Annotated in this window: 20 protein-coding genes; 12 read left to right on the top strand and 8 right to left on the bottom strand. The window is 64.5% G+C overall.

The features are described from left to right. Positions 1 to 11 precede the first annotated feature (11 nt). The 4 genes from AS93_RS0101700 to dksA all read right to left on the bottom strand — a co-directional run bounded on the left by AS93_RS0101700 (position 12) and on the right by dksA (position 4,611). Entirely contained in the window at positions 12 to 2,966 is a 2,955-nt protein-coding gene (locus AS93_RS0101700) for a sensor histidine kinase (protein WP_027588965.1), read from the bottom strand. Further along, a complete protein-coding gene (locus tag AS93_RS20500; protein ID WP_027589012.1) occupies positions 2,950 to 3,126 on the bottom strand; it encodes a hypothetical protein in 177 nt (58 codons plus the stop codon). Before AS93_RS20500 ends, AS93_RS0101700 begins: the two co-directional genes overlap by 17 nt. 108 nt (positions 3,127 to 3,234) lie before the next feature. Next, positions 3,235 to 4,122, bottom strand: coding sequence for a tRNA glutamyl-Q(34) synthetase GluQRS (gluQRS, locus tag AS93_RS0101690; RefSeq protein WP_027588964.1), 888 nt, complete (start codon positions 4,120 to 4,122; stop codon positions 3,235 to 3,237). Positions 4,123 to 4,167: 45 nt separating this feature from the next. After that, positions 4,168 to 4,611: an RNA polymerase-binding protein DksA gene (gene dksA, locus AS93_RS0101685; RefSeq protein ID WP_027588963.1), complete on the bottom strand. Its 444-nt coding sequence runs from the start codon at positions 4,609 to 4,611 to the stop codon at positions 4,168 to 4,170. A 207-nt stretch (positions 4,612 to 4,818) separates the two neighbouring features. Here dksA and AS93_RS0101680 point away from each other — a divergent pair, with 207 nt between their 5' ends. Continuing rightward, positions 4,819 to 6,000: a pyridoxal phosphate-dependent aminotransferase gene (locus tag AS93_RS0101680; RefSeq protein WP_027588962.1), complete on the top strand. Its 1,182-nt coding sequence runs from the start codon at positions 4,819 to 4,821 to the stop codon at positions 5,998 to 6,000. Beyond that, a complete protein-coding gene (gene sfsA, locus AS93_RS0101675) occupies positions 5,990 to 6,694 on the top strand; it encodes a DNA/RNA nuclease SfsA (RefSeq protein ID WP_027588961.1) in 705 nt (234 codons plus the stop codon). Before AS93_RS0101680 ends, sfsA begins: the two co-directional genes overlap by 11 nt. Here the strand turns inward: sfsA and AS93_RS0101670 are convergent. Beyond that, the gene (locus AS93_RS0101670; RefSeq protein WP_027588960.1) at positions 6,691 to 7,008 is read right to left on the bottom strand and encodes a Rieske (2Fe-2S) protein; all 318 of its coding nucleotides are present in this window, start codon (positions 7,006 to 7,008) and stop codon (positions 6,691 to 6,693) included. The genes sfsA and AS93_RS0101670 overlap by 4 nt on opposite strands. Positions 7,009 to 7,141: 133 nt before the next feature. Here AS93_RS0101670 and AS93_RS0101665 point away from each other — a divergent pair, with 133 nt between their 5' ends. Next, on the top strand, positions 7,142 to 8,005 hold the full coding sequence (locus AS93_RS0101665) for a ChaN family lipoprotein (RefSeq protein WP_027588959.1): 864 nt from the start codon (positions 7,142 to 7,144) through the stop codon (positions 8,003 to 8,005). 213 nt (positions 8,006 to 8,218) lie between these two features. On the opposite strand, the gene AS93_RS0101660 is transcribed toward AS93_RS0101665, so the two are convergent. Both AS93_RS0101660 and AS93_RS0101655 read right to left on the bottom strand, forming a co-directional pair. After that, positions 8,219 to 8,497, bottom strand: a complete 279-nt coding sequence (locus AS93_RS0101660) for a TfoX/Sxy family protein (RefSeq protein WP_027588958.1) — start codon at positions 8,495 to 8,497, stop codon at positions 8,219 to 8,221. A 71-nt stretch (positions 8,498 to 8,568) separates the two neighbouring features. Continuing rightward, positions 8,569 to 10,131: a bifunctional aminoglycoside phosphotransferase/ATP-binding protein gene (locus AS93_RS0101655; RefSeq protein ID WP_027588957.1), complete on the bottom strand. Its 1,563-nt coding sequence runs from the start codon at positions 10,129 to 10,131 to the stop codon at positions 8,569 to 8,571. 211 nt (positions 10,132 to 10,342) lie between these two features. On the opposite strand from AS93_RS0101655, the gene mrcB reads away from it, so the two are divergent. Genes mrcB through AS93_RS0101640 form a run of 3 tightly spaced genes read left to right on the top strand, consistent with a single transcriptional unit; the run spans position 10,343 to position 13,714 of the window. Beyond that, positions 10,343 to 12,658, top strand: coding sequence for a penicillin-binding protein 1B (gene mrcB / locus AS93_RS0101650; RefSeq protein WP_027588956.1), 2,316 nt, complete (start codon positions 10,343 to 10,345; stop codon positions 12,656 to 12,658). A 16-nt stretch (positions 12,659 to 12,674) separates the two neighbouring features. Next, the gene (locus tag AS93_RS0101645) at positions 12,675 to 13,385 is read left to right on the top strand and encodes a tetratricopeptide repeat protein (protein ID WP_051587304.1); all 711 of its coding nucleotides are present in this window, start codon (positions 12,675 to 12,677) and stop codon (positions 13,383 to 13,385) included. After that, positions 13,385 to 13,714: a YqcC family protein gene (locus AS93_RS0101640; RefSeq protein WP_027588954.1), complete on the top strand. Its 330-nt coding sequence runs from the start codon at positions 13,385 to 13,387 to the stop codon at positions 13,712 to 13,714. The genes AS93_RS0101645 and AS93_RS0101640 overlap by 1 nt, the downstream gene beginning before the upstream one ends. On the opposite strand, the gene AS93_RS0101635 is transcribed toward AS93_RS0101640, so the two are convergent. Next, complete coding sequence (locus AS93_RS0101635) at positions 13,698 to 14,132, bottom strand: DUF4124 domain-containing protein (RefSeq protein ID WP_027588953.1); 435 nt, start codon at positions 14,130 to 14,132, stop codon at positions 13,698 to 13,700. The genes AS93_RS0101640 and AS93_RS0101635 overlap by 17 nt on opposite strands. Positions 14,133 to 14,517: 385 nt before the next feature. On the opposite strand from AS93_RS0101635, the gene AS93_RS0101630 reads away from it, so the two are divergent. From AS93_RS0101630 to msrQ, 6 genes are all read left to right on the top strand, one after another. Continuing rightward, positions 14,518 to 16,242 carry an acetolactate synthase 3 large subunit gene (locus AS93_RS0101630; protein ID WP_027588952.1) on the top strand — a complete coding sequence of 575 codons (1,725 nt, stop codon included), beginning with the start codon at positions 14,518 to 14,520 and terminating at the stop codon, positions 16,240 to 16,242. Positions 16,243 to 16,244: 2 nt separating this feature from the next. Then, positions 16,245 to 16,736: an acetolactate synthase small subunit gene (ilvN, locus tag AS93_RS0101625; protein WP_027588951.1), complete on the top strand. Its 492-nt coding sequence runs from the start codon at positions 16,245 to 16,247 to the stop codon at positions 16,734 to 16,736. 45 nt (positions 16,737 to 16,781) lie between these two features. Next, complete coding sequence (gene ilvC / locus AS93_RS0101620; protein ID WP_027588950.1) at positions 16,782 to 17,798, top strand: ketol-acid reductoisomerase; 1,017 nt, start codon at positions 16,782 to 16,784, stop codon at positions 17,796 to 17,798. A 139-nt stretch (positions 17,799 to 17,937) separates the two neighbouring features. Beyond that, on the top strand, positions 17,938 to 18,774 hold the full coding sequence (gene pssA / locus AS93_RS0101615) for a CDP-diacylglycerol--serine O-phosphatidyltransferase (protein WP_027588949.1): 837 nt from the start codon (positions 17,938 to 17,940) through the stop codon (positions 18,772 to 18,774). Positions 18,775 to 18,832: 58 nt separating this feature from the next. Further along, entirely contained in the window at positions 18,833 to 19,825 is a 993-nt protein-coding gene (msrP, locus tag AS93_RS0101610; protein ID WP_027588948.1) for a protein-methionine-sulfoxide reductase catalytic subunit MsrP, read from the top strand. Next, entirely contained in the window at positions 19,825 to 20,439 is a 615-nt protein-coding gene (msrQ, locus tag AS93_RS0101605; protein WP_027588947.1) for a protein-methionine-sulfoxide reductase heme-binding subunit MsrQ, read from the top strand. Before msrP ends, msrQ begins: the two co-directional genes overlap by 1 nt. Positions 20,440 to 20,527 lie beyond the last annotated feature (88 nt).

Here is a 20,527-nt window from a genome sequence, read left to right as displayed (position 1 = left end):
TCCTCGACGGCTCAGGACGGGACGTTGATGGGCGTGACGTGACGCGGCAGGGTCACCCGGAAGCGGGTGCCGCGCTGGCGTTCCGGGTCGGCCGGACTGTCGATGGCGATGTGGCCATAATGCTCTTCCACGATCGAATAGACCAGCGCGAGGCCCAGGCCGGTGCCCTTGCCGGGATCCTTGGTGGTGAAGAAGGGTTCGAACAGGCGGTCCATGGCGCTCTTGGGGATGCCGCTGCCTTCGTCCTCCACGCACAGCACCACGCTGTGCTCGTCCGCCTCGCTGCTCACCCGGATGCTGCCACCCGGCTGGGAGGCGTCGCGGGCGTTGGACAGCAGGTTGATCAGCACCTGGGCGAGGCGCTGCGGATCGCCTTCCGCGCAGTGCTGCGGATTGCACAGGTTGAGGAACTGCACCTCGGTGCCTTCGCGGTTGAGTTGCAGCAGGGCGATGGCGTCGCGGGTGATCTCGGCCAGGCAGACGCGTTCGCTGCCTGGCTGACGCGCGCCGGCATGAGCGAAGTTCATCAGCGACTGGACGATGCGTGACACCCGCTTGGTCTGCTCGATGATCTGCGCGCTGCTTTCGGTAACTTCTGCGTCGCCGCTACGCTCCTCGCGCAGGTTCTGCGCCAGGCAGGCGATGCCGGTGATCGGGTTGCCGATCTCGTGGGCCACGCCGGCAGCCAGGCGGCCGATGCTGGCCAGGCGTTCGGCATGCACGAGTTTGTCCTCCAGGGCGCGGGTCGCGGTCTGGTCCTCGACCAGTAGCACCAGGCCCGTATGTCCCGGGGTCAGGGGTTCCTCGATGGCGGCCTTGTGCAGGTTCAACCAGCGCACCTCGCCATCCAGCAGCAGGCGGTGCTTGTGGATGTGTTCGTCGGGGGCGGCGATGAAGTCCATCAACAGGTCTCGCCAGGGCTCGTCGATGGCCGACAGCCGTTCGCCCAGCACACGCTGGGCGGGGATGCCGGTGAGTTCTTCCAGGCAGTGGTTCCACATGAGGATCTCGTGATCCTTGGCCAGGGAGCAGACCCCCACCGGCAGGTCCTGCAGGGTCTGTCGGTGGTAGCGGCGCAGGCTGTCCAGCTCGGCGGCCAGGCCGGTGAGGCGCGAGCGGTAGTCCTCCAGGCGGCTTTCGATGAAGTGGATGTCCTCGGAGACGTAGGCTTCGTTGCTCTTCTTGTAGGGCAGGAAGGTGGACACGATGTCCTGGGCGAAGCTGGGGCCCATCAGGCCGGACAGGTTGGCTTCGATCTGGTCGCGCAGGCGACGCAGGGCGTAGGGGCGGCGCTCGTCGAACGGCAGCTTCAGTTCATTGAGTGCGCGTTCCACTTCACGTTGGGCGGTCTTTGCGCCCAACGGCTTGCTCAGCTGCGAGGCGAAGTCCTGCGGTGAGGTGGCGATCAGCTCGCGGCGTGGCTGGCGCCGCACGTTGCCCACGGCGCAGGCTTCGGCGGCGCTGCGTTCGCGCGGATTCGGCTCGGTGAACAGCGACACCAGGGCGAAGACCAGTACGTTGGCGGTCAGCGAGGTGATGGCCGCCAGGTGCCAGCTGCTGTCATCTAGCACATAGATGAGGTCGAGGACGGGCAGGTACACCCCGGGCAGGTTGCCGACCAGCGGCAGCAGCATGCTCACCAGCCAGATGCCGAAGCCGGCCAGGAGACCGGCGATGAAGCCGCGCCGGTTGGCGCTTGGCCAGTAGAGCACTGCCAGCACGCCGGGGAGGAACTGCAGGGTGGCGACGAAGGAGACGATGCCCAGCGCCGACAGGTCGCGCTCGGCACCCAGCATCAGGTAGAAGCCGTAGCCGGCGAGAATGATGGCGACGATCAGGCTGCGGCGGGTCCATTTCAGCCAGGCGTAGATGTTGCTCTCGCCGCTGGGCTGGAACACCGGCAGCACCAGATGGTTCAGCGCCATGCCGGAGAGCGCCAGCGTGGCGACGATGATCAGGCCACTGGAGGCCGACAGCCCGCCGATGTAGGCCAGCAGGGTCAGCGCCGGGTTGTCCAGCGCCAGGCCGACGCCCAGGGTGAAGAACTCCGGGTGGGTCCCGGCGCCCAGCTTGAGCCCGGCCCACAAGATCAACGGCACTGGCAGGCTGATCAGCAGCAGGAACAGCGGCAGGCCCCAGCTGGCGGAAGCCAGGTTGCGCGGGCGCAGGTTCTCGGTGAAGGTCATGTGGTACATGTGCGGCATGACGATTGCCGATGCGAAGAACACCAGCAACAGGGTGCGCCACGGGCCTTCCTGCAAGGGCGTGTGCAGTGTGGCGAGGGCTTCCTGGTTTTGCAGCAGCCAGGCTTCCAGGCCCTGGGGGCCGTCGAACACCCGATAGAGCGCATACAGGCCGATGCCGGCCAGAGCGCTGAGCTTGACTACCGATTCGAAGGCCATGGCGAACACCAGGCCTTCGTGCTTTTCCCGGGTGGCGATGTGCCGGGCGCCAAACAGGATGGTGAAGAGGATGATCAGCGCGCAGTAGCTGAGTGCCACCCGTGCGTGCGGCGGCTCTCGGGTGAGGATGCCGATGGCGTCGGTGACCGCCTGGATCTGCAATGCCAGCAGCGGCAGGATGCCGATCAGCATGAAGGTGGTGGTCAGCCCGCCGGCCCAGCTGCTGCGAAAGCGGAAGGCAAACAGGTCGGCCAGCGAGGACAGCTGATAGGTGCGGGTGATGCGCAGGATCGGCTGCAGCAGTACGGGTGCCAGCAGGAAGGCGCCGCTCACCCCGAGGTAACAGGCCAGGAAGCCATAGCCGTACTGGTAGGCCAGGCCCACCGAGCTGTAGAAGGCCCAGGCGCTGGCGTATACGCCCAGCGACAGCGTGTAGATCATCGGGTGGCGCACCAGACCGCGCGGAATCGCGCCGCGTTCGCTCAGCCAGGCGACGCCGAACAGGGCAAGCAGGTACAGCGCGCTGAGCAGCAGCAGCTGGCTGAGGTTAAAGCTCATCGGCATCGCGGTTGCTCAGCAGCAGGAAGGTGACGACGATCAGGATCAGCCACAGCAGGTACGGACGGTACCAGGCGCTGCCCGGCTGGATCCAGCCGTCCATGATGGCCGGTGAGAACAGGTAGATGCCCACCACCAGAAGCAGGACCAGTCGATAGATGTACATGGTGGGGCAGGCTTCGCGGGTTGCGGTCGTCGGGCCCAACGTTATAAGCGATGGACGCCAGGCTGCAAGCGACGGTCGGTATTGCCGTTCGATTTCTGCGCGATAGGGCTAGCGAAGTTGCGCTTCGGCCAGGGTGGCTTGGCGGGGAATGCGTCCGGCGTCCCAGTGGGCGATACCCCAGGCCAGCACCTCCCGGGGAGTGGCCTGCTCCAGCGTGGGCTCGGGCGCCTGGCCCAGAGCACGCAGGGCTCGGCACAGCAGAGGTGCGGCCTGCTCGGCCGGCAGCGGCGGCGAGCGGTAACGCTTGCCCAGCTTGTGGCCATCCGGCTGGGTCAGCAGGGGGACATGCAGGTAGCGGGGCTGGGGCAGGCCGAGCAGTTCCTGCAGGTAGAGCTGGCGCGGCGTGTTGTCCAGCAGGTCCGCGCCGCGCACGATATCGGTCATGCCCTGGAACGCGTCATCCAGGACCACCGCCAGCTGGTAGGCGTAAAAGCCGTCGCGGCGCTGGATGACGAAGTCGCCCACCTCGCGATCCAGATGCTGGCGGAACGCGCCTTGCACCCGGTCAACAAAGGCGTATTCACGGTCCGGGACACGCAGGCGGATGGCGGCGTCGTGGCGGTCCAGATGCGCATCACGGCAGGTGCCGGGATAAATCGCCTGGCCCTCGAGCTGCTTGCGCGAACAGTGGCACGGATAGGCCAGGTCCTGCGCAAGCAGGCGGCCCACCACCTCGGCATAGGCCTCATGCCGGTCGCTCTGGCGCAGCACCGGACCATCCCATTCGAAACCGTAGGTTTCCAGGGTGTGCAGGATGGCATCCTGTGCGCCGGGTACTTCGCGGGGAGGGTCGAGATCTTCCATGCGCACCCGCCAGACGCCGCCGACAGCGCGGGCGTCCAGATAGGACGCCAGGGCGGCGACCAGTGAGCCGAAGTGCAGATAGCCGCTGGGCGTCGGGGCGAAGCGGCCGGTGTAGGCGGGACGTTGGGGCATGGGCATCGGAAACGAAACGGGGCGCCGCTGGCGCCCCGTTCGGGATCAGGAACCGATCTGCTTTTCCTTGATTTCCGCCAGGGTCTTGCAGTCGATGCACAGCGTGGCGGTGGGGCGGGCTTCCAGCCGGCGCAGGCCGATTTCGACACCGCAGGAGTCGCACCAGCCGTACTCGTTCTCTTCGATGAGGGTCAGCGTCTCGTCGATCTTCTTGATCAGCTTGCGCTCACGGTCGCGGGTGCGCAGTTCCAGGCTGAACTCTTCTTCCTGGCTGGCGCGGTCGGCCGGATCGGGGAAGTTGGCGGCTTCATCCTGCATGTGGGTCACGGTGCGATCCACTTCCTGCATCAGTTCCAGCTTCCACTTGTTGAGGATATCGGTGAAGTGAGCGCGCATGGCATCGCTCATGTACTCCTCACCCTTGGCCGGCTGGTAGGGCTCGAAGCCACGGTTGAGTTGGCCTTGTTGCTCTTTTGCTTTGGTGGGCATGGATGTCCGCCTCTCGCTTTCTCAATTCCCCAGACGTGGGGGAAAGTCCTTCCGGTCAGTTGCAAACCGGACCCCCGCGCATCAAAGCGGGCGAAATTACCAGAACGTACCGGGGTGCGCTACTCCCGGACGGTCGTAACTGCCCGCGGTGCTCATGGTTCGCTAGAATCGCCGGTTTTCCCCATCGCCACGGCGGGAGAGATTGCATTGCTCAGCTCCTTCAGCGCGCGCAGTCGCGCCATCGAACCCTTTCATGTCATGGCGCTGCTGGCGCGGGCCAATGAGCTCCAGGCGGCGGGCCATGACGTCATCCACCTGGAGATCGGCGAGCCGGATTTCACCACCGCCGATCCCATTGTTGCCGCCGGTCAGGCAGCCCTTGCCGCCGGCCACACCCGTTACACCTCGGCCCGCGGCCTGCCACAACTGCGTGAGGCGCTGGCCGGCTTCTATGCCGACCGTTACGGCCTGTCGCTGGACCCCGAACGCATCCTGATCACCCCCGGCGGCTCCGGCGCGCTATTGCTGGCCAGCAGCCTGCTGGTCGATCCCGGCAAGCACTGGTTGCTGGCCGATCCGGGCTATCCCTGCAACCGGCATTTCCTGCGACTGGTCGAAGGCGCGGCACAGCTGGTGCCGGTTGGCCCGCAGACGCGTTATCAACTGACCGCTGAACTGCTGGAAGGTTACTGGAATGCGGACAGTGTAGGCGCCCTGGTGGCGTCGCCGGCCAATCCGACCGGAACGCTGCTGCGCCGCGACGAGCTGGCGGCCCTGTCCGCGGCTGCGCGCGCACGCGGCGGTCACCTGGTGGTTGACGAGATCTACCACGGTCTGACCTACGGTACGGACGCGCACAGCGTGCTGGAGGTGGATGACGACGCCTTCGTGCTCAACAGCTTTTCCAAGTACTTCGGCATGACCGGATGGCGCCTGGGCTGGCTGGTGGCGCCCCCCGCGGCCGTGCCGGAGCTGGAAAAACTGGCGCAGAACCTCTATATCAGCGCCTCCACCGTGGCCCAGCACGCCGCGCTGGCCTGCTTCGCGCCGGCCACCCTGGAGATCCTCGAGGCGCGGCGCGGCGAATTCGCCCGGCGCCGCGACTACCTGCTACCCGCCCTGCGCGAGCTGGGTTTCCGGATTGAGGTGGAGCCGGAGGGCGCCTTCTATTTATATGCGGATATCTCGGCGTTCGGTGGCAACGCCTACGACCTGTGTCGCCATCTGATCGAAACCGAGTACGTCGCCGTCACGCCCGGCATCGACTTCGGCCATCACTTGGCCGACCGGCATGTGCGTTTCGCCTATACCCAGAGCCTGCCGCGCCTGGAAGAAGCCGTGGCGCGCATTGCTCGGGGATTGCGCAGCTGGCGGCCCCATGCACTTTGAGCGACCGCTGGAGCGGGGGCGCCTGCGTCGTCGCTACAAGCGCTTCCTGGCTGACGTGGTGACCGAGCAGGGCGAGGAGTTGTGCATCCACTGCCCGAACACGGGTTCGATGCTCAACTGCATGCAGGCGGACGGGCGCGTGTGGTTCAGTCGCAGCGATGATCCCCGGCGCAAGCTACCCGGCACCTGGGAGTTGAGTGAAACGCCGCATGGCCGGCTTGCCTGCATCAATACCGCGCGGGCCAATCCGCTGGTCGAGGAGGCGCTGCGTGGGGGCGTCATTCGCGAGTTGGCCGGCTTCGATGGCCTGCGCCGCGAGGTGCGCTACGGCGTGGAAAACAGCCGGATCGACTTCTGCCTGGATTTTGCTGGTGAGGCAGTGTACGTGGAGGTGAAAAGCGTCACCCTTGGCTACGCCGGCGAGGCGGTGGCGGCCTTTCCGGATGCACGCACCGAGCGTGGCGCGCGCCATCTGCGCGAGCTGGCGGCCCTGGCGCGCAGCGGTATCCGTGCGGTGCAGCTGTATTGCGTGAACCTGTCCGGCATCGAGGCGGTCCGTGCCGCTGAGGAGATTGACCCTGCCTACGCGGCGGCGCTGCGCGAAGCGAAGCGCGCCGGGGTGGAGGTGCTGGCCTACGGGGCCGAGCTGACCCCAGATAGCATCAGCCTGGTGCGGCAGTTGGAGGTGCTTTAGGGGTCGACCCAGATGCCTTGCGCGTTCTCTTCACAGGGAATCAGGTTCAGCTCCTGCCCCACGCAGGGACCGGAGACGCATTCGCCGGTCTCGATGCTGAACAGGGCGCCGTGGCTGGCGCACTGGATCAGCGTGCCGCTTTGATCCAGGAAGCGGTCCGCCTGCCATTCCAGGGGCGTGTTGCGGTGCGGGCAGCGATTCTCGTAGGCATATACACGGCCAGCGCGGCGCACGGCCAGCACGCGGGTGCCGGGCAGGCTGAAGCCGCGGCTCTGGCCTTCGGCCAGTTCTTCGGGGGCACACAGTCGAATCATGGGGGACCTCTGCGGGTGAGGCCGCGCATTATCCAGCCCTGCCGGCAAATGCCAAGCGGCCGGCCGACTGGTCGGCTGACAAACGGAAACTTATGCTTCGCCGCGTGGGTTCGTTTCATGAAGGGAGAACGACATGCGTCTGATAGTGCTGGCCATGCTCTGGCTGCTGACCGGTTGCCAGCAGCTGCCGCCGCTGCCGAGCGGGCAGATCGACAATAGAATCGTCGATCTGCGGAGCGGCGAGCGATTGACCCCCGAACAATTGGTAGGCGAGCTGGCCAGGGCGGACTGGGTGCTGGTCGGCGAACGCCACGATCACCCGGATCATCACGTCTTGCAGCGCTGGCTGCTGGAGGCGCTTGCGCAGCGGCGCCAGACCGGCAGCCTGTTGCTGGAAATGCTCAACCCCGATCAGCAGGCGCGCGTGGATGCCGTGCGCGCCCGCTGGGCGGCGGGTGAACGTCCTGGAGACCTGGTCGAGGCGCTGGCCTGGCAGCCTGGCTGGGATTGGGCGTTGTATGGCGAGCTGGTGGAGTACGCGCTGGGGCTGCCCAGTCCGCTGCTGGCGGCCAACCTGGATCGCAGCGAAATCCTCGACATTTATCGACGCCAGCCACAGCTGGGCGGCCAACGCAGCGGTGCGCCGGCGGTATTGGCCGCGCTGGATGTCCAGATCCGGGAGTCGCATTGCGGAATGCTGCCCGAGTCGCAGGTGCCGGCCATGCGCCTTGTCCAGCAGCAGCGCGACCGGCGCATGGCCGAGCGTCTGTTGCAGGCGCCACGGCCCGCCCTGTTGTTCGCGGGTGCCTTCCATGTGCGCCGTGATCTGGGCGTGCCGTTGCATCTCGACGACCTCGGGGCACGGGGCGTGACCCGAGTGCTGATCCTCGCCGAGGAGGGGGCCGACCTCAGCGAGCGGCAGGCGGATTTCGTCTGGTATACCCGCGCTCTGCCGGAAAAGGATCACTGTGCAGAATGGCGGGAACGGCGGCCCTGAGGCGTTGAGTGGGGCGCGTGGTCGGCGGACAAAAAAAGACCCGGCGGGTGCCGGGTCTAAAACCGTGATTAGCCTGATGAGGAGATAGTCTGAAGAACCGCCGCCCGGTTGGGGCCACCTGCTCTTGCAGCTTACCGGCTGATCTCGCGATCAGTTGAAGCTAATAATAACGATTATCATTTGATAGTCAAGCGCGGTTGTGTTGCCGGCGCTTCAGTGTTTCGAGGCGGGTCTGGGAGGCCGCTGCTCCAGGGCCGCGTTTAGCGCTGCCTTGTGGTCATGCGGCAGTTGGCTCCAGGGGATGTCCAGAAGCGCGCCCTCGATGGCATACAGCAGGACGCGGGATGCGCGAAACCCACGGGCCTGCACGGCTCGGTAGGCGTCTACCGAGCCGAGTCGGCGCAGATCATCGAGGTTGTGAATGCCGCTGGCGTGCAGCCATTGTGCAGATGTCTTGCCCAGGTTCTTCAGGCGCAGCAGTTCGTCGTTCATCGTGCCTCCTTGCCAGTGGCAAGTGTAGCGGCTGGCCCCGGGGAGGGGTCGGCCGCCGGCGAACGGACGGATCAGAGCCCTGGCAGGCGCTGGCGCAGATCGGCGATGGCCTGTTCCAGGCCGCTGCCATCCTGCGTGTTGATGACCCGCTGGCGGGATAATTCGTCTTCGGCGAGGGGCTCACGCGAGGCCTGCTGCGCATGCATCACTTCCAGGGTGGCGTCGGACGGATCGCCGCCCTCGCGCTGGCGCTGCGCCAGACGCTGCTTAAGAACCGGTTCGGGCGCCTGGCAATCCAGGATCAGAAAGGGCACGCCATTCTCTTCGGCAACGTGCCGTGCGGCGTCCCGTTGCGTGCGCTTGAGAAAGGTGGCGTCGAGAACCACCGGATAGCCGGCGCGCAGCGCCAGGCTGGCCAGGTCGGCCAGGCGCTGGTAGGTGGCCTGGCTAGCGCTGGCCTGATAGATGCCACTGGCGAGTTGGCCCTGCTGGTCAGTGGGCTGACTGCCGAACAGCCGCTTGCGCTCAACGTCCGAACGCAAGCGGATGGCGCCCAGTTCTTCCACCAGGCGCAGCGAGACATGGCTCTTGCCTACGCCAGCCACACCGTGGGTGATGGCCATGAAGCGCGAGGGAATGGCGCAGTATTGTTCGGCCAGGCTGGCGTAGCGGCGGTATTCGGCCAGGGCGGTGGCCTGACAGGTGGCATCCGGCTCGTGACTGAGGCTGAGCAGATTGATCTTGGCGCGAACCAGGGCGCGATAGGCCTTGTAGAAATTGAACAGTTCCAGGGCGGCGTAATCGCCGGTGAGTTCCAGCCAGCGATTCACGAAGCGCCGGGCCAGGGCCTTGAGGCCGCGCGATTCCAGGTCCATGGCCAGGAAGGCGGAGTCGGCGACGATGTCGGTCAGGCGGAACGGTTCATTGAACTCGATGCAGTCGAAGAGCACGACCTCGCCGTCCAGCAGGGTGGCGTTGCCCAGGTGGATGTCGCCGTGGCATTCGCGAATGAAGCCATCGGCCTTGCGTGTGGCCAGCAGCGGATACAGACGTTGGTAGGTGCTCTGTGCCCAGTGCTCGAGGGTGTCCAGCTGAGCCAGATCGGCCGCATCGGTGAGCAGCGGACGGATCTGGTCAAAATTCTGCTGCACCGGCGCCATCACCGCCTCGGGTGTACCCAGGGCATGCTCGACCGGAACACGAGGTGCCTGCAGGTGGAAGTGCGCGATCAATTCGGCCAGGGCATCGATGTGCTCGCTGCGCAGCTCGCCGCGGCTCTGCAGCTCCGCCAGCAGCTGGCTCTGCGGGAACTGGCGCATCTGCAGGGCATATTCGATGACCGGAGTGTCGCTGCCGAACTGTGGGGCCTGTTCGCTGCCGCAGATCGGCAGAACCTGTCGGTAGAGCGACGGCGCGAGACGCTGGTTGAGACGCAGCTCCTCGTTGCAGAAGTGCTGGCGGCTGGCCAGTTCGGTGAAGTCGAGGAAGCCGAAATTCACCGGCTTCTTGATCTTGTAGGCGTAGGGGCCGGTGAGCAGAACCCAGGAGATGTGGGTTTCGATGACCTGGAAACCGTCCACGGGGTGGGGGTAAAGGGCTGGATTTTGCAGGGCGGAGATCAGGGCTAGGCTCACGGGTCAGTCCTTACGTCTCGTCAGGAAAAGGCGACATTATGGCGGCTGTGCCGGCCTGCGGGAAACTCTGCGACCTTTTTCCATGTCTTAGCTCGATCATCCGGGCCTTACCGGCTCAGGCCATCCATTACCCATTTTGCGAACGACTTACCCACAGCCACGGCCGGTGGCCGTCTGCGCATTGTGGATAAACTGCGTATAATCCGCCGCCATGAAGCATTCCCCTACTCCTCGTTCCCGTGGCAAGAAACCTTCCAGGCCTCGCCGTAGATGGCTTGGCTGGGTGGTCAAGCTGGGTCTGGTCGGCCTGGTGGTACTGGCCGGTTTTGCCATCTATCTCGATGCGGTCGTGCAGGAGAAATTCTCCGGCAAGCGCTGGACCGTGCCAGCCAAAGTCTACGCGCGGCCGCTGGAGGTATTCGGCGGGCTCAAGCTGAGCCAGGCGGATTTCCTGCGCGAGCTGGAAGCGCTCGGCTATCGACGTGAGTCGAGCGTGGCCGGGCCGGGCGCCTTCGCCGTGACCGGGGGTGCCGTAGAGCTGCAGACGCGCGGCTTCCAGTTCTACGAGGGCGCCGAATCGCCTCAGCATATTCGCGTGCGCTTCGCCGGTGACCGGGTCGCAAGCATGAGCCGTCCGGGCGGCGGCGAGCTGGCCGTGGTGCGTCTGGAGCCGCTGCTGATCGGCGGTATCTACCCGGCGCATCAGGAAGACCGCATTCTGATCAAGATCGACGAGGTGCCGCCGCTGCTGGTCGATGCGCTGGTGGCCGTCGAGGATCGCGAGTACTTCAATCATTTCGGTGTGTCGCCCAAGTCCATCGCCCGGGCCATGTGGGTCAACGTCAGTGCCGGTGGCCTGCGCCAGGGCGGCAGCACCCTGACCCAGCAACTGGTGAAGAACTTCTTCCTGACCAGCGAGCGCACGCTGAGCCGCAAGGCGATGGAAGCTGCGATGGCCCTGCTGCTGGAGCTGCATTACGACAAATGGGAGATTCTCGAGGCCTACCTCAACGAGGTGTTCCTCGGTCAGGACGGCCAGCGCGCCATCCACGGCTTCGGCCTGGCCAGCCAGTACTACTTTGGCCAGCCGCTCTCCGAACTCAAGGCGCATCAGGTGGCCCTGCTGGTCGGCATGGTGAAGGGGCCCACCTACTACAACCCCCGACGCCAGCCCGAGCGGGCGCTGGCGCGCCGCAATCTGGTGCTCGACCTGATGGTCGAGCAAGGCAACCTGGATGTCGCCCAGGCGGCCCAGGCCAAACAGCAGCCGCTGGGTGTCACACCGCGCGGCCGGTTGGCCGATACCTCCTTCCCGGGCTTCCTCGACCTGGTCAAGCGTCAACTGCGTGAGGACTACCAGGAACAGGACCTCACCGAGGAAGGGCTGCGCATTTTCACCAGCTTCGATCCACTGCTGCAGTTGAAGGCCGAGGAAGCCTTGGCCGAGACGCTGCAACGGTTGGGCGCGCGCAAGGGCGTCGATGAGATCGAGGCGGCCATGGTGGTCGCCAACCCGGAAACGGGGGAGCTGCAGGCGCTGATCGGCGGTCGCCAGCCGCGCTTTGCGGGCTACAACCGTGCGCTGGATGCGGTGCGCCCGATTGGCTCGCTGGTGAAGCCAGCGGTGTATCTGGCCGCGCTGGAGCGGCCCAGTCAGTACACACTGACGTCGCTGATCGAGGACGAGCCGTTTTCCGTGACCGCGCGCGACGGTCAGGTCTGGCAGCCCCAGAACTACGATCAGAAGGCTCATGGCACCGTCTACCTGTACCAGGGGCTGGCCAACTCCTACAACCTGTCCACAGCCAGGCTCGGTCTCGACCTGGGCGTCGAGAATGTACTGCGCACCCTGCAGCGCCTGGGCGTGTCACGGCAATGGCCGGCCTACCCCTCGATGCTGCTCGGCGCGGGCGGCCTGACACCGATGGAGGTGGCCGGCATGTACCAGACGCTGGCCAACGGCGGCTTCAATACGCCGCTGCGGGCCATTCGCAGCGTGCTCGACGGCAATGGCGAACCGCTCAAGCGTTATCCGTTCGAGATCCAGCAACGTTTCGATCCTGGCGCGATCTATCTGATTCAGAACGCCATGCAGCGCGTCATGCGCGAGGGTACCGGTCGCTCCGTCTACAACCAGTTGCCGACATCCCTGACGCTGGCCGGCAAGACCGGGACCAGTAATGACTCGCGCGACAGCTGGTTCGCCGGTTTCAGTCAAGACCTGCTGGCGGTCGTCTGGATGGGGCGTGACGACAACGGCTCAACGCCGCTGACCGGCGCCAGTGGAGGGTTGCAGGTCTGGGCGCGGTTCATGGCCAAGGCCGATCCGATGCCGCTGGAGATGCCGGTACCGGACAACATCGTGCTGGCCTGGGTGAATGCGCATACCGGCGAGGGTTCCGCCGAACATTGTCCGGATGCCGTGCAGATGCCCTACATCCGTGGCAGCGAGCCGCTGCCGGGCGTCTCCTGTGGGATCCCGCCGGCCGAATCGGTCATGGATTGGGTGCGCGGTTGGCTGAACTGACGACAGAGGTGTGCTTGTGAACAGATGGCTTGTCACCGTGGCGGTTCTGCTGGTGCTCTCGGGCTGTGCGAGCAATCCGCGCGGGGTGGTCCCGGTGCAGGAGAATGGCGCCTCGATCTATCAGGAGCAGGAGTGGATGGGCGCCGAGCCGCTTGGTCGTCAGTCCACGCCGCGCACGCCCGCTGCGGCTCCCGCGCCCGCCGAGGAGGAAGATGCCGGTGTCGTGGTGATGGTGCCGCAGGATGCCGGTTCGGCACCGCTGCAGACCGCACCGGGTGCCATTGCGTTTCCCGGTGCAGGGCAAGGGCAGTCGACCGGTGGGGTGTCTCCGGTGATATCCGCATCGCCGCGCGTGCCGGCACCGACCGGGATTCCCCAGGGTGAGCTGGCGCCGGATGAGCAGTTGGACGGTCCGGTCCTGGCGCTGCTCACATCCGCCCGGCAGATGCAGAATGGAGGGGACCTGAATGGCGCCGCCTCCAGTCTGGAGCGCGCACAGCGCATCGCCCCCCGCGAGCCGCAGGTGCTCTACCGGCTGGCGGACTTGCGCCTGGCGCAGGGTGATCCTGCCCAGGCCGAGCAGTTGGCCCGCCGGGCGCTCACCTACGCCGGTGGTCGACCCGCGCTGCAGGCCAGCCTCTGGGAGCTGATCGCCAAGGCCCGTGAGCGTCAGGGCGATCCCGCCGGGGCCGCGCAGGCCCGACAACGAGCCAAGGTGAGCAGTTGATGGACAATCGAGTTTCGGCCGTCGCCGATCAGTTGTTGTTGATCGAGCGGGAGCTGCGGCTGCTGGGGTGGTGGAGTAGCGTCCCGCCGAGTGCCCAAGCCTTGTCCAGTGAGCAGCCGTTCTGTGTGGACACCCTCGAATTGCATCAGTGGCTGCAGTGGATCTTCCTGCCGCGCATGAAGATCCTGGTGGAGAGTGGTCGTCCATTGCCGGCCGTTTCCGGCATCACGGAAATGGCCGAAGTGGTGTATGCCGAGCGACTCGGCGAGGTGCGCACCCTGCTGGTGGCCCTGACGGAATTTGATCGCCTGATCACCGCGGGCAACTGATCCTCAGTCGTTCCCGCGTGTCGCGGATCAATACCTCCCGCTCGGCTTCGTCCAGCGGCCGTGGGGAGCCTGCGGCATCAGCCAGTCTCAGGCGTGGCCGGTCGCGCAGCATTGCCAGTTGTTCCTCCAGCGTTCTGCAGCGCTGCTGGCGTGCCTGCTCCTCCCTGAAGGCATCCCGGCGCAGAACGTCATTGAAGCGGCGTTGCTCTGCGGCCGCGCGTTGCGCGGTATTGTCTCTTCGCTGCTGGCTGGGGCCGGGCGATGGTGCGCTGGGCAGGGGCTGTGCTTGCGTACTGTGCAGTGCGCTGGGGCGGTCGCTGAAATGGCGGATGCCATGCTCGTCCGTCCAGCTGTGGACGGCAGCCGCCAGGGCAGACGAGGCGTTGAGCAGCAGCAGGGTAGAAAGCAGTGGATGCATGGTAGGTTCCGGGTGGGTGGAGCGTGCCTGAATAACAGATGACGGACGGCTCTGTCGGCGCGAGGGCGCACAATGCCCGCCTCGCAGCACGTGCGACTTGACTTGCTCGCGCCTTATCCGAACAATTCCACGCTCGCTGCATCTTGAGCCGACGGCTCCGATTCACGCGACTCGAGGCGCCTACCCGTGCCGAATCTGTAACACCCGCAACGCGTTACCTCGCGCTGGGTGGGAGCCATCCGCAACACACCAGGGTTGCTCCCAGTACTTGCTCAGTAGAGCTGTTTCCATTTGCGGCCAACCGTCGCACATGCTCTGCCGAGGAGTAGACCTAAACAGGCTGCCTGGCCCCAGGCGGCATTCTGGCGTTCTAGAGGGGAATAACGTGGAGCTTCTATCCGGCGCTGAAATGGTCGTCCGCTTCCTGCGCGACGAAGGCGTGAAATATGTTTACGGGTACCCGGGCGGTGCCCTGCTGCACATCTACGATGCACTGTTCAAGGAAAAGGAAATCACCCATATCCTGGTCCGCCACGAACAGGCCGCCACTCACATGGCCGACGGCTATGCCCGCGCCACCGGCAAGGCCGGCGTGGTGCTGGTGACCTCCGGTCCTGGTGCGACCAATGCCATCACCGGTATTGCCACCGCCTACATGGACTCCATTCCGATGGTGGTGATCTCCGGCCAGGTGCCCAGCACCATGGTTGGCACCGACGCCTTCCAGGAAACCGACATGGTCGGCATTTCCCGGCCGATCGTGAAGCACAGCTTCATGATCAAGCATCCCTCGGAGATTCCCGAAACCCTGAAGAAGGCGTTCTACATCGCCGAGTCCGGTCGTCCCGGCCCGGTGGTGGTGGACATTCCCAAGGACATGGGTACTCCGGGCGAAAAATACGAATACGTCTACCCGAAGAAGGCCAAGCTGCGCTCATACAGCCCGGCGGTGCGAGGCCATTCCGGACAGATCCGCAAGGCCGCGGAAATGCTGCTGGCCGCCAAGCGCCCGGTGCTCTACTCCGGCGGCGGTGTGATCATGGGCAATGCGTCCGCGCAGCTCACCGAACTGGCGCAAATGCTCAACCTGCCGGTCACCAATACCCTGATGGGCCTCGGTGGCTACCCTGGCAGCGACCGCCAGTTCATCGGCATGCTCGGCATGCATGGCAGCTACACCGCCAACGTGACCATGCACCATGCCGACGTGATCCTCGCCGTCGGCGCGCGTTTCGATGATCGCGTGGTCAACGGCCCGGCCAAGTTCTGCCCGAACGCCAAGGTCATCCACATCGACATCGACCCGGCCTCCATCTCCAAGACCATCAAGGCCGACATCCCGATCGTCGGTCCGGTGGACAGCGTGCTGACCGAGATGGTCGCCGTGCTCAAGGAAATCGGCCAGACGCCGAACAAGGACGCCGTGTCCAGCTGGTGGAAGCAGATCGACGAGTGGCGTGGCAGTGGCCGACTGTTCCCCTACAACGAGGGCGACGGCTCGATCATCAAGCCGCAGAAGGTCATCGAGACCCTCTACGAAGTCACCAAGGGCGACGCCTTCGTGTCGTCCGACGTGGGCCAGCACCAGATGTTCGCCTGCCAGTACTACCGCTTCGACAAGCCCAATCGCTGGCTGAACTCCGGCGGCCTGGGCACCATGGGCTTCGGTTTGCCGGCGGCCATGGGCGCCAAGCTGAACTTCCCGGACGCGGACGTGGCGTGCGTGACCGGCGAAGGCAGCATCCAGATGAATATCCAGGAACTGTCCACCTGCCTGCAGTACGACCTGCCGGTGAAGATCGTCAACCTCAACAACGGCGCGCTGGGCATGGTGCGTCAGTGGCAGGACATGCAGTACAACAGCCGCTACTCGCATTCCTACATGGAATCGCTGCCCGACTTCGTCAAGCTGGCCGAAGCCTATGGCCACGTCGGCATGCGCATCACCGAGCTGAAGGATCTCAAGCCGAAGATGGAAGAGGCCTTCGCCCTCAAGAACCGCCTGGTGTTCCTCGACATCGCGGTGGATACCAGCGAGCACGTCTACCCGATGCAGATCAGGGACGGCGCGATGCGCGACATGTGGCTGAGCAAGACGGAGCGGACCTGAGCATGCGACACATCATCTCCCTGCTGCTGGAAAACGAACCGGGCGCCCTGTCCCGCGTGGTCGGCCTGTTCTCCCAGCGCAACTACAACATCGAAAGCCTGACCGTGGCGCCGACCGAGGATCCGACCCTGTCGCGCCTGACCCTGACCACCATCGGCCACGAGGAGGTGATCGAGCAGATCACCAAGAACCTCAACAAGCTGATCGAGGTGGTAAAGCTGGTAGACCTGTCGGAAAGCGCCCACATCGAGCGCGAGCTGATGCTGGTCAAGGTCAAGGCCACCGGCGCCCAGCGCGCCGAGGTCAAACGCACCACCGACATCTTCCGTGGGCAGATCGTCGACGTGACGCCGAGCGTCTATACCATCCAGCTGGCCGGCACCAGCGACAAGCTGGACAGCTTCATCCAGGCCATCGGCACCACGTCGATCCTGGAGACCGTGCGCAGCGGTGTCACCGGGATTGCCCGTGGCGACAAAGTGCTGAGCATCTGACGTTTTATTGAAGTGGCCCAGACGGCCAGATACCGAGGAAATTTCATGAAAGTTTATTACGACAAAGACTGCGACCTCTCCATCATCCAGGGCAAGAAGGTCGCCATCATCGGTTACGGTTCGCAGGGCCATGCGCATGCGTGCAACCTGAAGGACTCCGGTGTGGATGTCACTGTCGGTCTGCGTGCCGGTTCTTCCTCCATCGCCAAGGCCAAGAACCATGGTCTGAAAGTCGCCGAAGTGGCCGAGGCTGTCGCCCAGGCCGACGTGGTGATGGTGCTGACCCCGGATGAGTTCCAGGGCAAGCTGTACCGCGAGGAGCTGGAGCCGAACCTGAAGAAGGGCGCCACCCTTGCCTTCGCCCACGGCTTCTCCATCCACTACAACCAGGTGGTGCCGCGCGCCGACCTGGACGTGATCATGATCGCCCCGAAGGCACCGGGTCACACCGTGCGTTCCGAATTCGTGCGCGGCGGCGGCATCCCTGACCTGATCGCCGTCTACCAGGACGCTTCCGGCAATGCCAAGAATGTCGCTCTGTCCTACGCGTCTGGCGTGGGTGGCGGCCGTACCGGCATCATCGAAACCACCTTCAAGGACGAAACCGAAACCGACCTGTTCGGCGAGCAGGCCGTGCTGTGCGGCGGTTGCGTCGAGCTGGTCAAGGCCGGTTTCGAAACCCTGGTCGAAGCCGGTTACGCGCCGGAAATGGCCTACTTCGAGTGCCTGCACGAGCTGAAGCTGATCGTCGACCTGATGTTCGAAGGCGGCATCGCCAACATGAACTACTCGATCTCCAACAACGCCGAGTACGGTGAGTACGTCACCGGTCCGGAAGTGATCAACGAGCAGTCCCGTGCCGCCATGCGCAACGCCCTGAAGCGCATCCAGAACGGCGAGTACGCCAAGATGTTCATCAGCGAAGGCGCCACCAACTATCCGTCGATGACCGCCTACCGGCGCAACAATGCTGCCCATGGCATCGAAGTGGTCGGCGAGAAGCTGCGCGCCATGATGCCGTGGATCGCTGCCAACAAGATCGTCGACAAGAGCAAGAACTAAGCGCTTGCACGATCCGAAAAGACGCGGCCTGGTGCCGCGTTTTTTCGTTGTTCTCGAAGCATCTGGTATAAAGCCCGGCGGTGATATCCGGCATACACTGGATCACTGTCTTCTTCCTTCTGTTTCAAGGTAATCGTCCATGAGCGAAAGTCCCGAGGAGCCGAACAAGGACTCCGCCGTTGAAAGCCTGCTGCCGATCGACGAGCACGTCGAGGAGGGCCAGGATGCAGAAGGGCGCAAGGTGCGTCACCGTGGCGTCTACCTGCTGCCCAACCTGTTCACCACCGCCAACCTGTTCGCCGGCTTCTTCGCCATCGTCAGTGCCATGAACGGCAAGTTCGAGGTGGCGGCCATCGCCATTTTCGTCGCGATGCTGCTGGACAGCCTGGATGGTCGCGTGGCACGCCTGACCAACACCCAGAGTGCCTTCGGCGCAGAATACGATTCGCTGTCGGACATGGTGGCCTTCGGTCTGGCGCCGAGCCTGCTCGCCTATCAGTGGGCGCTCTCGGAGCTGGGCAATGTCGGCCTGACCGTAGCCTTCATCTACGCCGCCTGTGCCGCACTGCGTCTGGCTCGTTTCAACACGCAGATCGGCAAGGTCGACAAGAAGTGGTTCGTGGGTCTCGCCAGTCCGGCGGCGGCCGGTGTGGTGGCTGGTACCGTCTGGGCCTTGAAGGATTTCGGTGTTGAGGGCGTCGACATGCCTGTCGCCACCGTCATGCTGTTTGCCCTGCTGGTGGCGTTGGCCGGCGTGCTGATGGTCAGCAACATCAAGTACTACAGCTTCAAGGATCTGGACCTGAAGGGGCGCGTACCCTTCGTGGCTATTCTTGTCGTGGTGCTGGTGTTCGCTGTGGTGTTCAGCGACCCGCCGCGAGTGCTGCTGCTGATCTTCCTGGCCTACGCGGTATCCGGCCCGGTGCAGTTCGTGCTTCAGCTTCGTCGTCGCCAGGGGCGCGCGGGGCAAGAATAAGGTCTGTTCCAATCTCGCTCGCGGGTGCATCATGCGCCCGTTGGGCGAGGTAAGCAGTATGTTGATCAAGTCCCCCCCTTCAAGTGACTGTCGCGAAGGCGAGGTCACCCCCGAATCTGTCTATCTTTCCCGTCGCCGGCTGATGCAAGGCGCGTTGCTGGGTGTTGCCAGTGGCGCACTGCCTAGTGTCGGCTGGGCGCAGTACTCCGACGTGGAGCCGGCCATTGCGCCGCCCTGGCTGCAGCGGCGCCTGGCCGACGTGCAGTGGTCGTCTTCGGATGAGCGGGTCGCTCCCTTCAACGTTGCCAGCCAATACAACAACTTCTACGAGTTCGGGCCGGGCAAGACCGACCCGGCACGCTACGCCTCGGCGATGCAGACCGAACCCTGGTCGGTTCGCATCGATGGCTTGGTGGCCAAGCCGGGTACTTACGATCTGGACCAGCTCTGTGCACAGAGCCGATTGCAGGAGCGGATCTACCGGCTTCGTTGTGTAGAAGCCTGGTCGATGGTGATTCCCTGGCTGGGGTTTCCACTGGCAGACCTCATCCGGCGGGTCGAGCCGTTGGGTGATGCCCGCTACGTGCGTTTCGAAACGCTCCATAGGCCGGCGGAAATGCCCGGTACCCGGTCGCGGTTCTCGGTGATCGACTGGCCCTATGTGGAGGGGCTGCGGATGGATGAGGCCATGCATCCATTAACGATCCTGGCAGTCGGGATGTATGGCCGCGTGTTGCCTAACCAGAACGGTGCGCCTCTGCGTCTGGTGGTGCCATGGAAGTATGGCTTCAAAAGCATTAAATCGATCGTGCGTATCAGCTTCGTCAGCGAGCAACCCGAGAGCTCCTGGATGGGTATTGCCCCTGACGAGTATGGCTTCTACGCCAATGTGAACCCCTCGGTCAGCCATCCGCGCTGGTCCCAGGCCCAGGAGCGCCGTCTGCCCAATACGTTATTCAGCCCTAACGTGCGGCCGACCGAGTTATTCAACGGCTATGGTGAACAGGTTGCGGACCTCTACCGGGGCATGGATCTGCGGAAGCATTACTGATGAAACATGCCTGGTTGCGTATTGCCGTTTTCCTCGCTGCGCTGGGTGTGCCGCTCTATTGGTTGTACCTCGGTTGGCTGCTGGCCCTCGGTCCCGAACCGGGTAAGTGGCTATTGGACCATTTGGGGCAGGGGGCGCTTGTGTTGCTGTTGCTCACGCTGGCCATGACGCCGCTGTCACGACTGACAGGCTGGCCACACTGGCTGGCGATCCGGCGACAGCTGGGGTTGTGGAGTTTCGCGTACGCCACCCTGCATATTGCCTGCTTTGTATTGTTCATCATGGGTGCCCAATGGCAGCGCCTGCCCGCGGAGCTGCTGGAAAGACCTTATGTGATGGTAGGGGCGCTGGCTTTCCTGGGGTTGCTGGCGCTGGCTCTGACTTCTAACAGGTGGAGCATGCGTCGCCTAGGGGCCGGTTGGAAGAGCTTGCACCGCCTGGTCTATCCGATTCTGCTCGTGGTTCTGCTGCACATGCTCTGGGTTGTGCGCTCCGACCTAGGGTTGTGGGCGCTCTATATGTGCCTCGCTAGTGCGCTGCTGTTTTTCCGCACCCCTTGGGGGCGGCGTTGGCTGGGCAGGGTGGTAGCTGCTCGGCGCAATTTGGTTCAGTGAGTCAAATAGTGGTTGACGGTCTGCTGGATAGGCTTATAATGCGCCCCACTTCCAGCGCAGAGCTGCTGAAAACTCCTTGTAAATCAAC

Source organism: Pseudomonas sp. RL, assembly GCF_000647775.1.
Taxonomy (GTDB): domain Bacteria; phylum Pseudomonadota; class Gammaproteobacteria; order Pseudomonadales; family Pseudomonadaceae; genus Serpens; species Serpens flexibilis.
The sequence above is the reverse complement of the archived record's forward strand: the minus strand, read 5'-3'. Positions and strand labels throughout refer to the sequence as shown.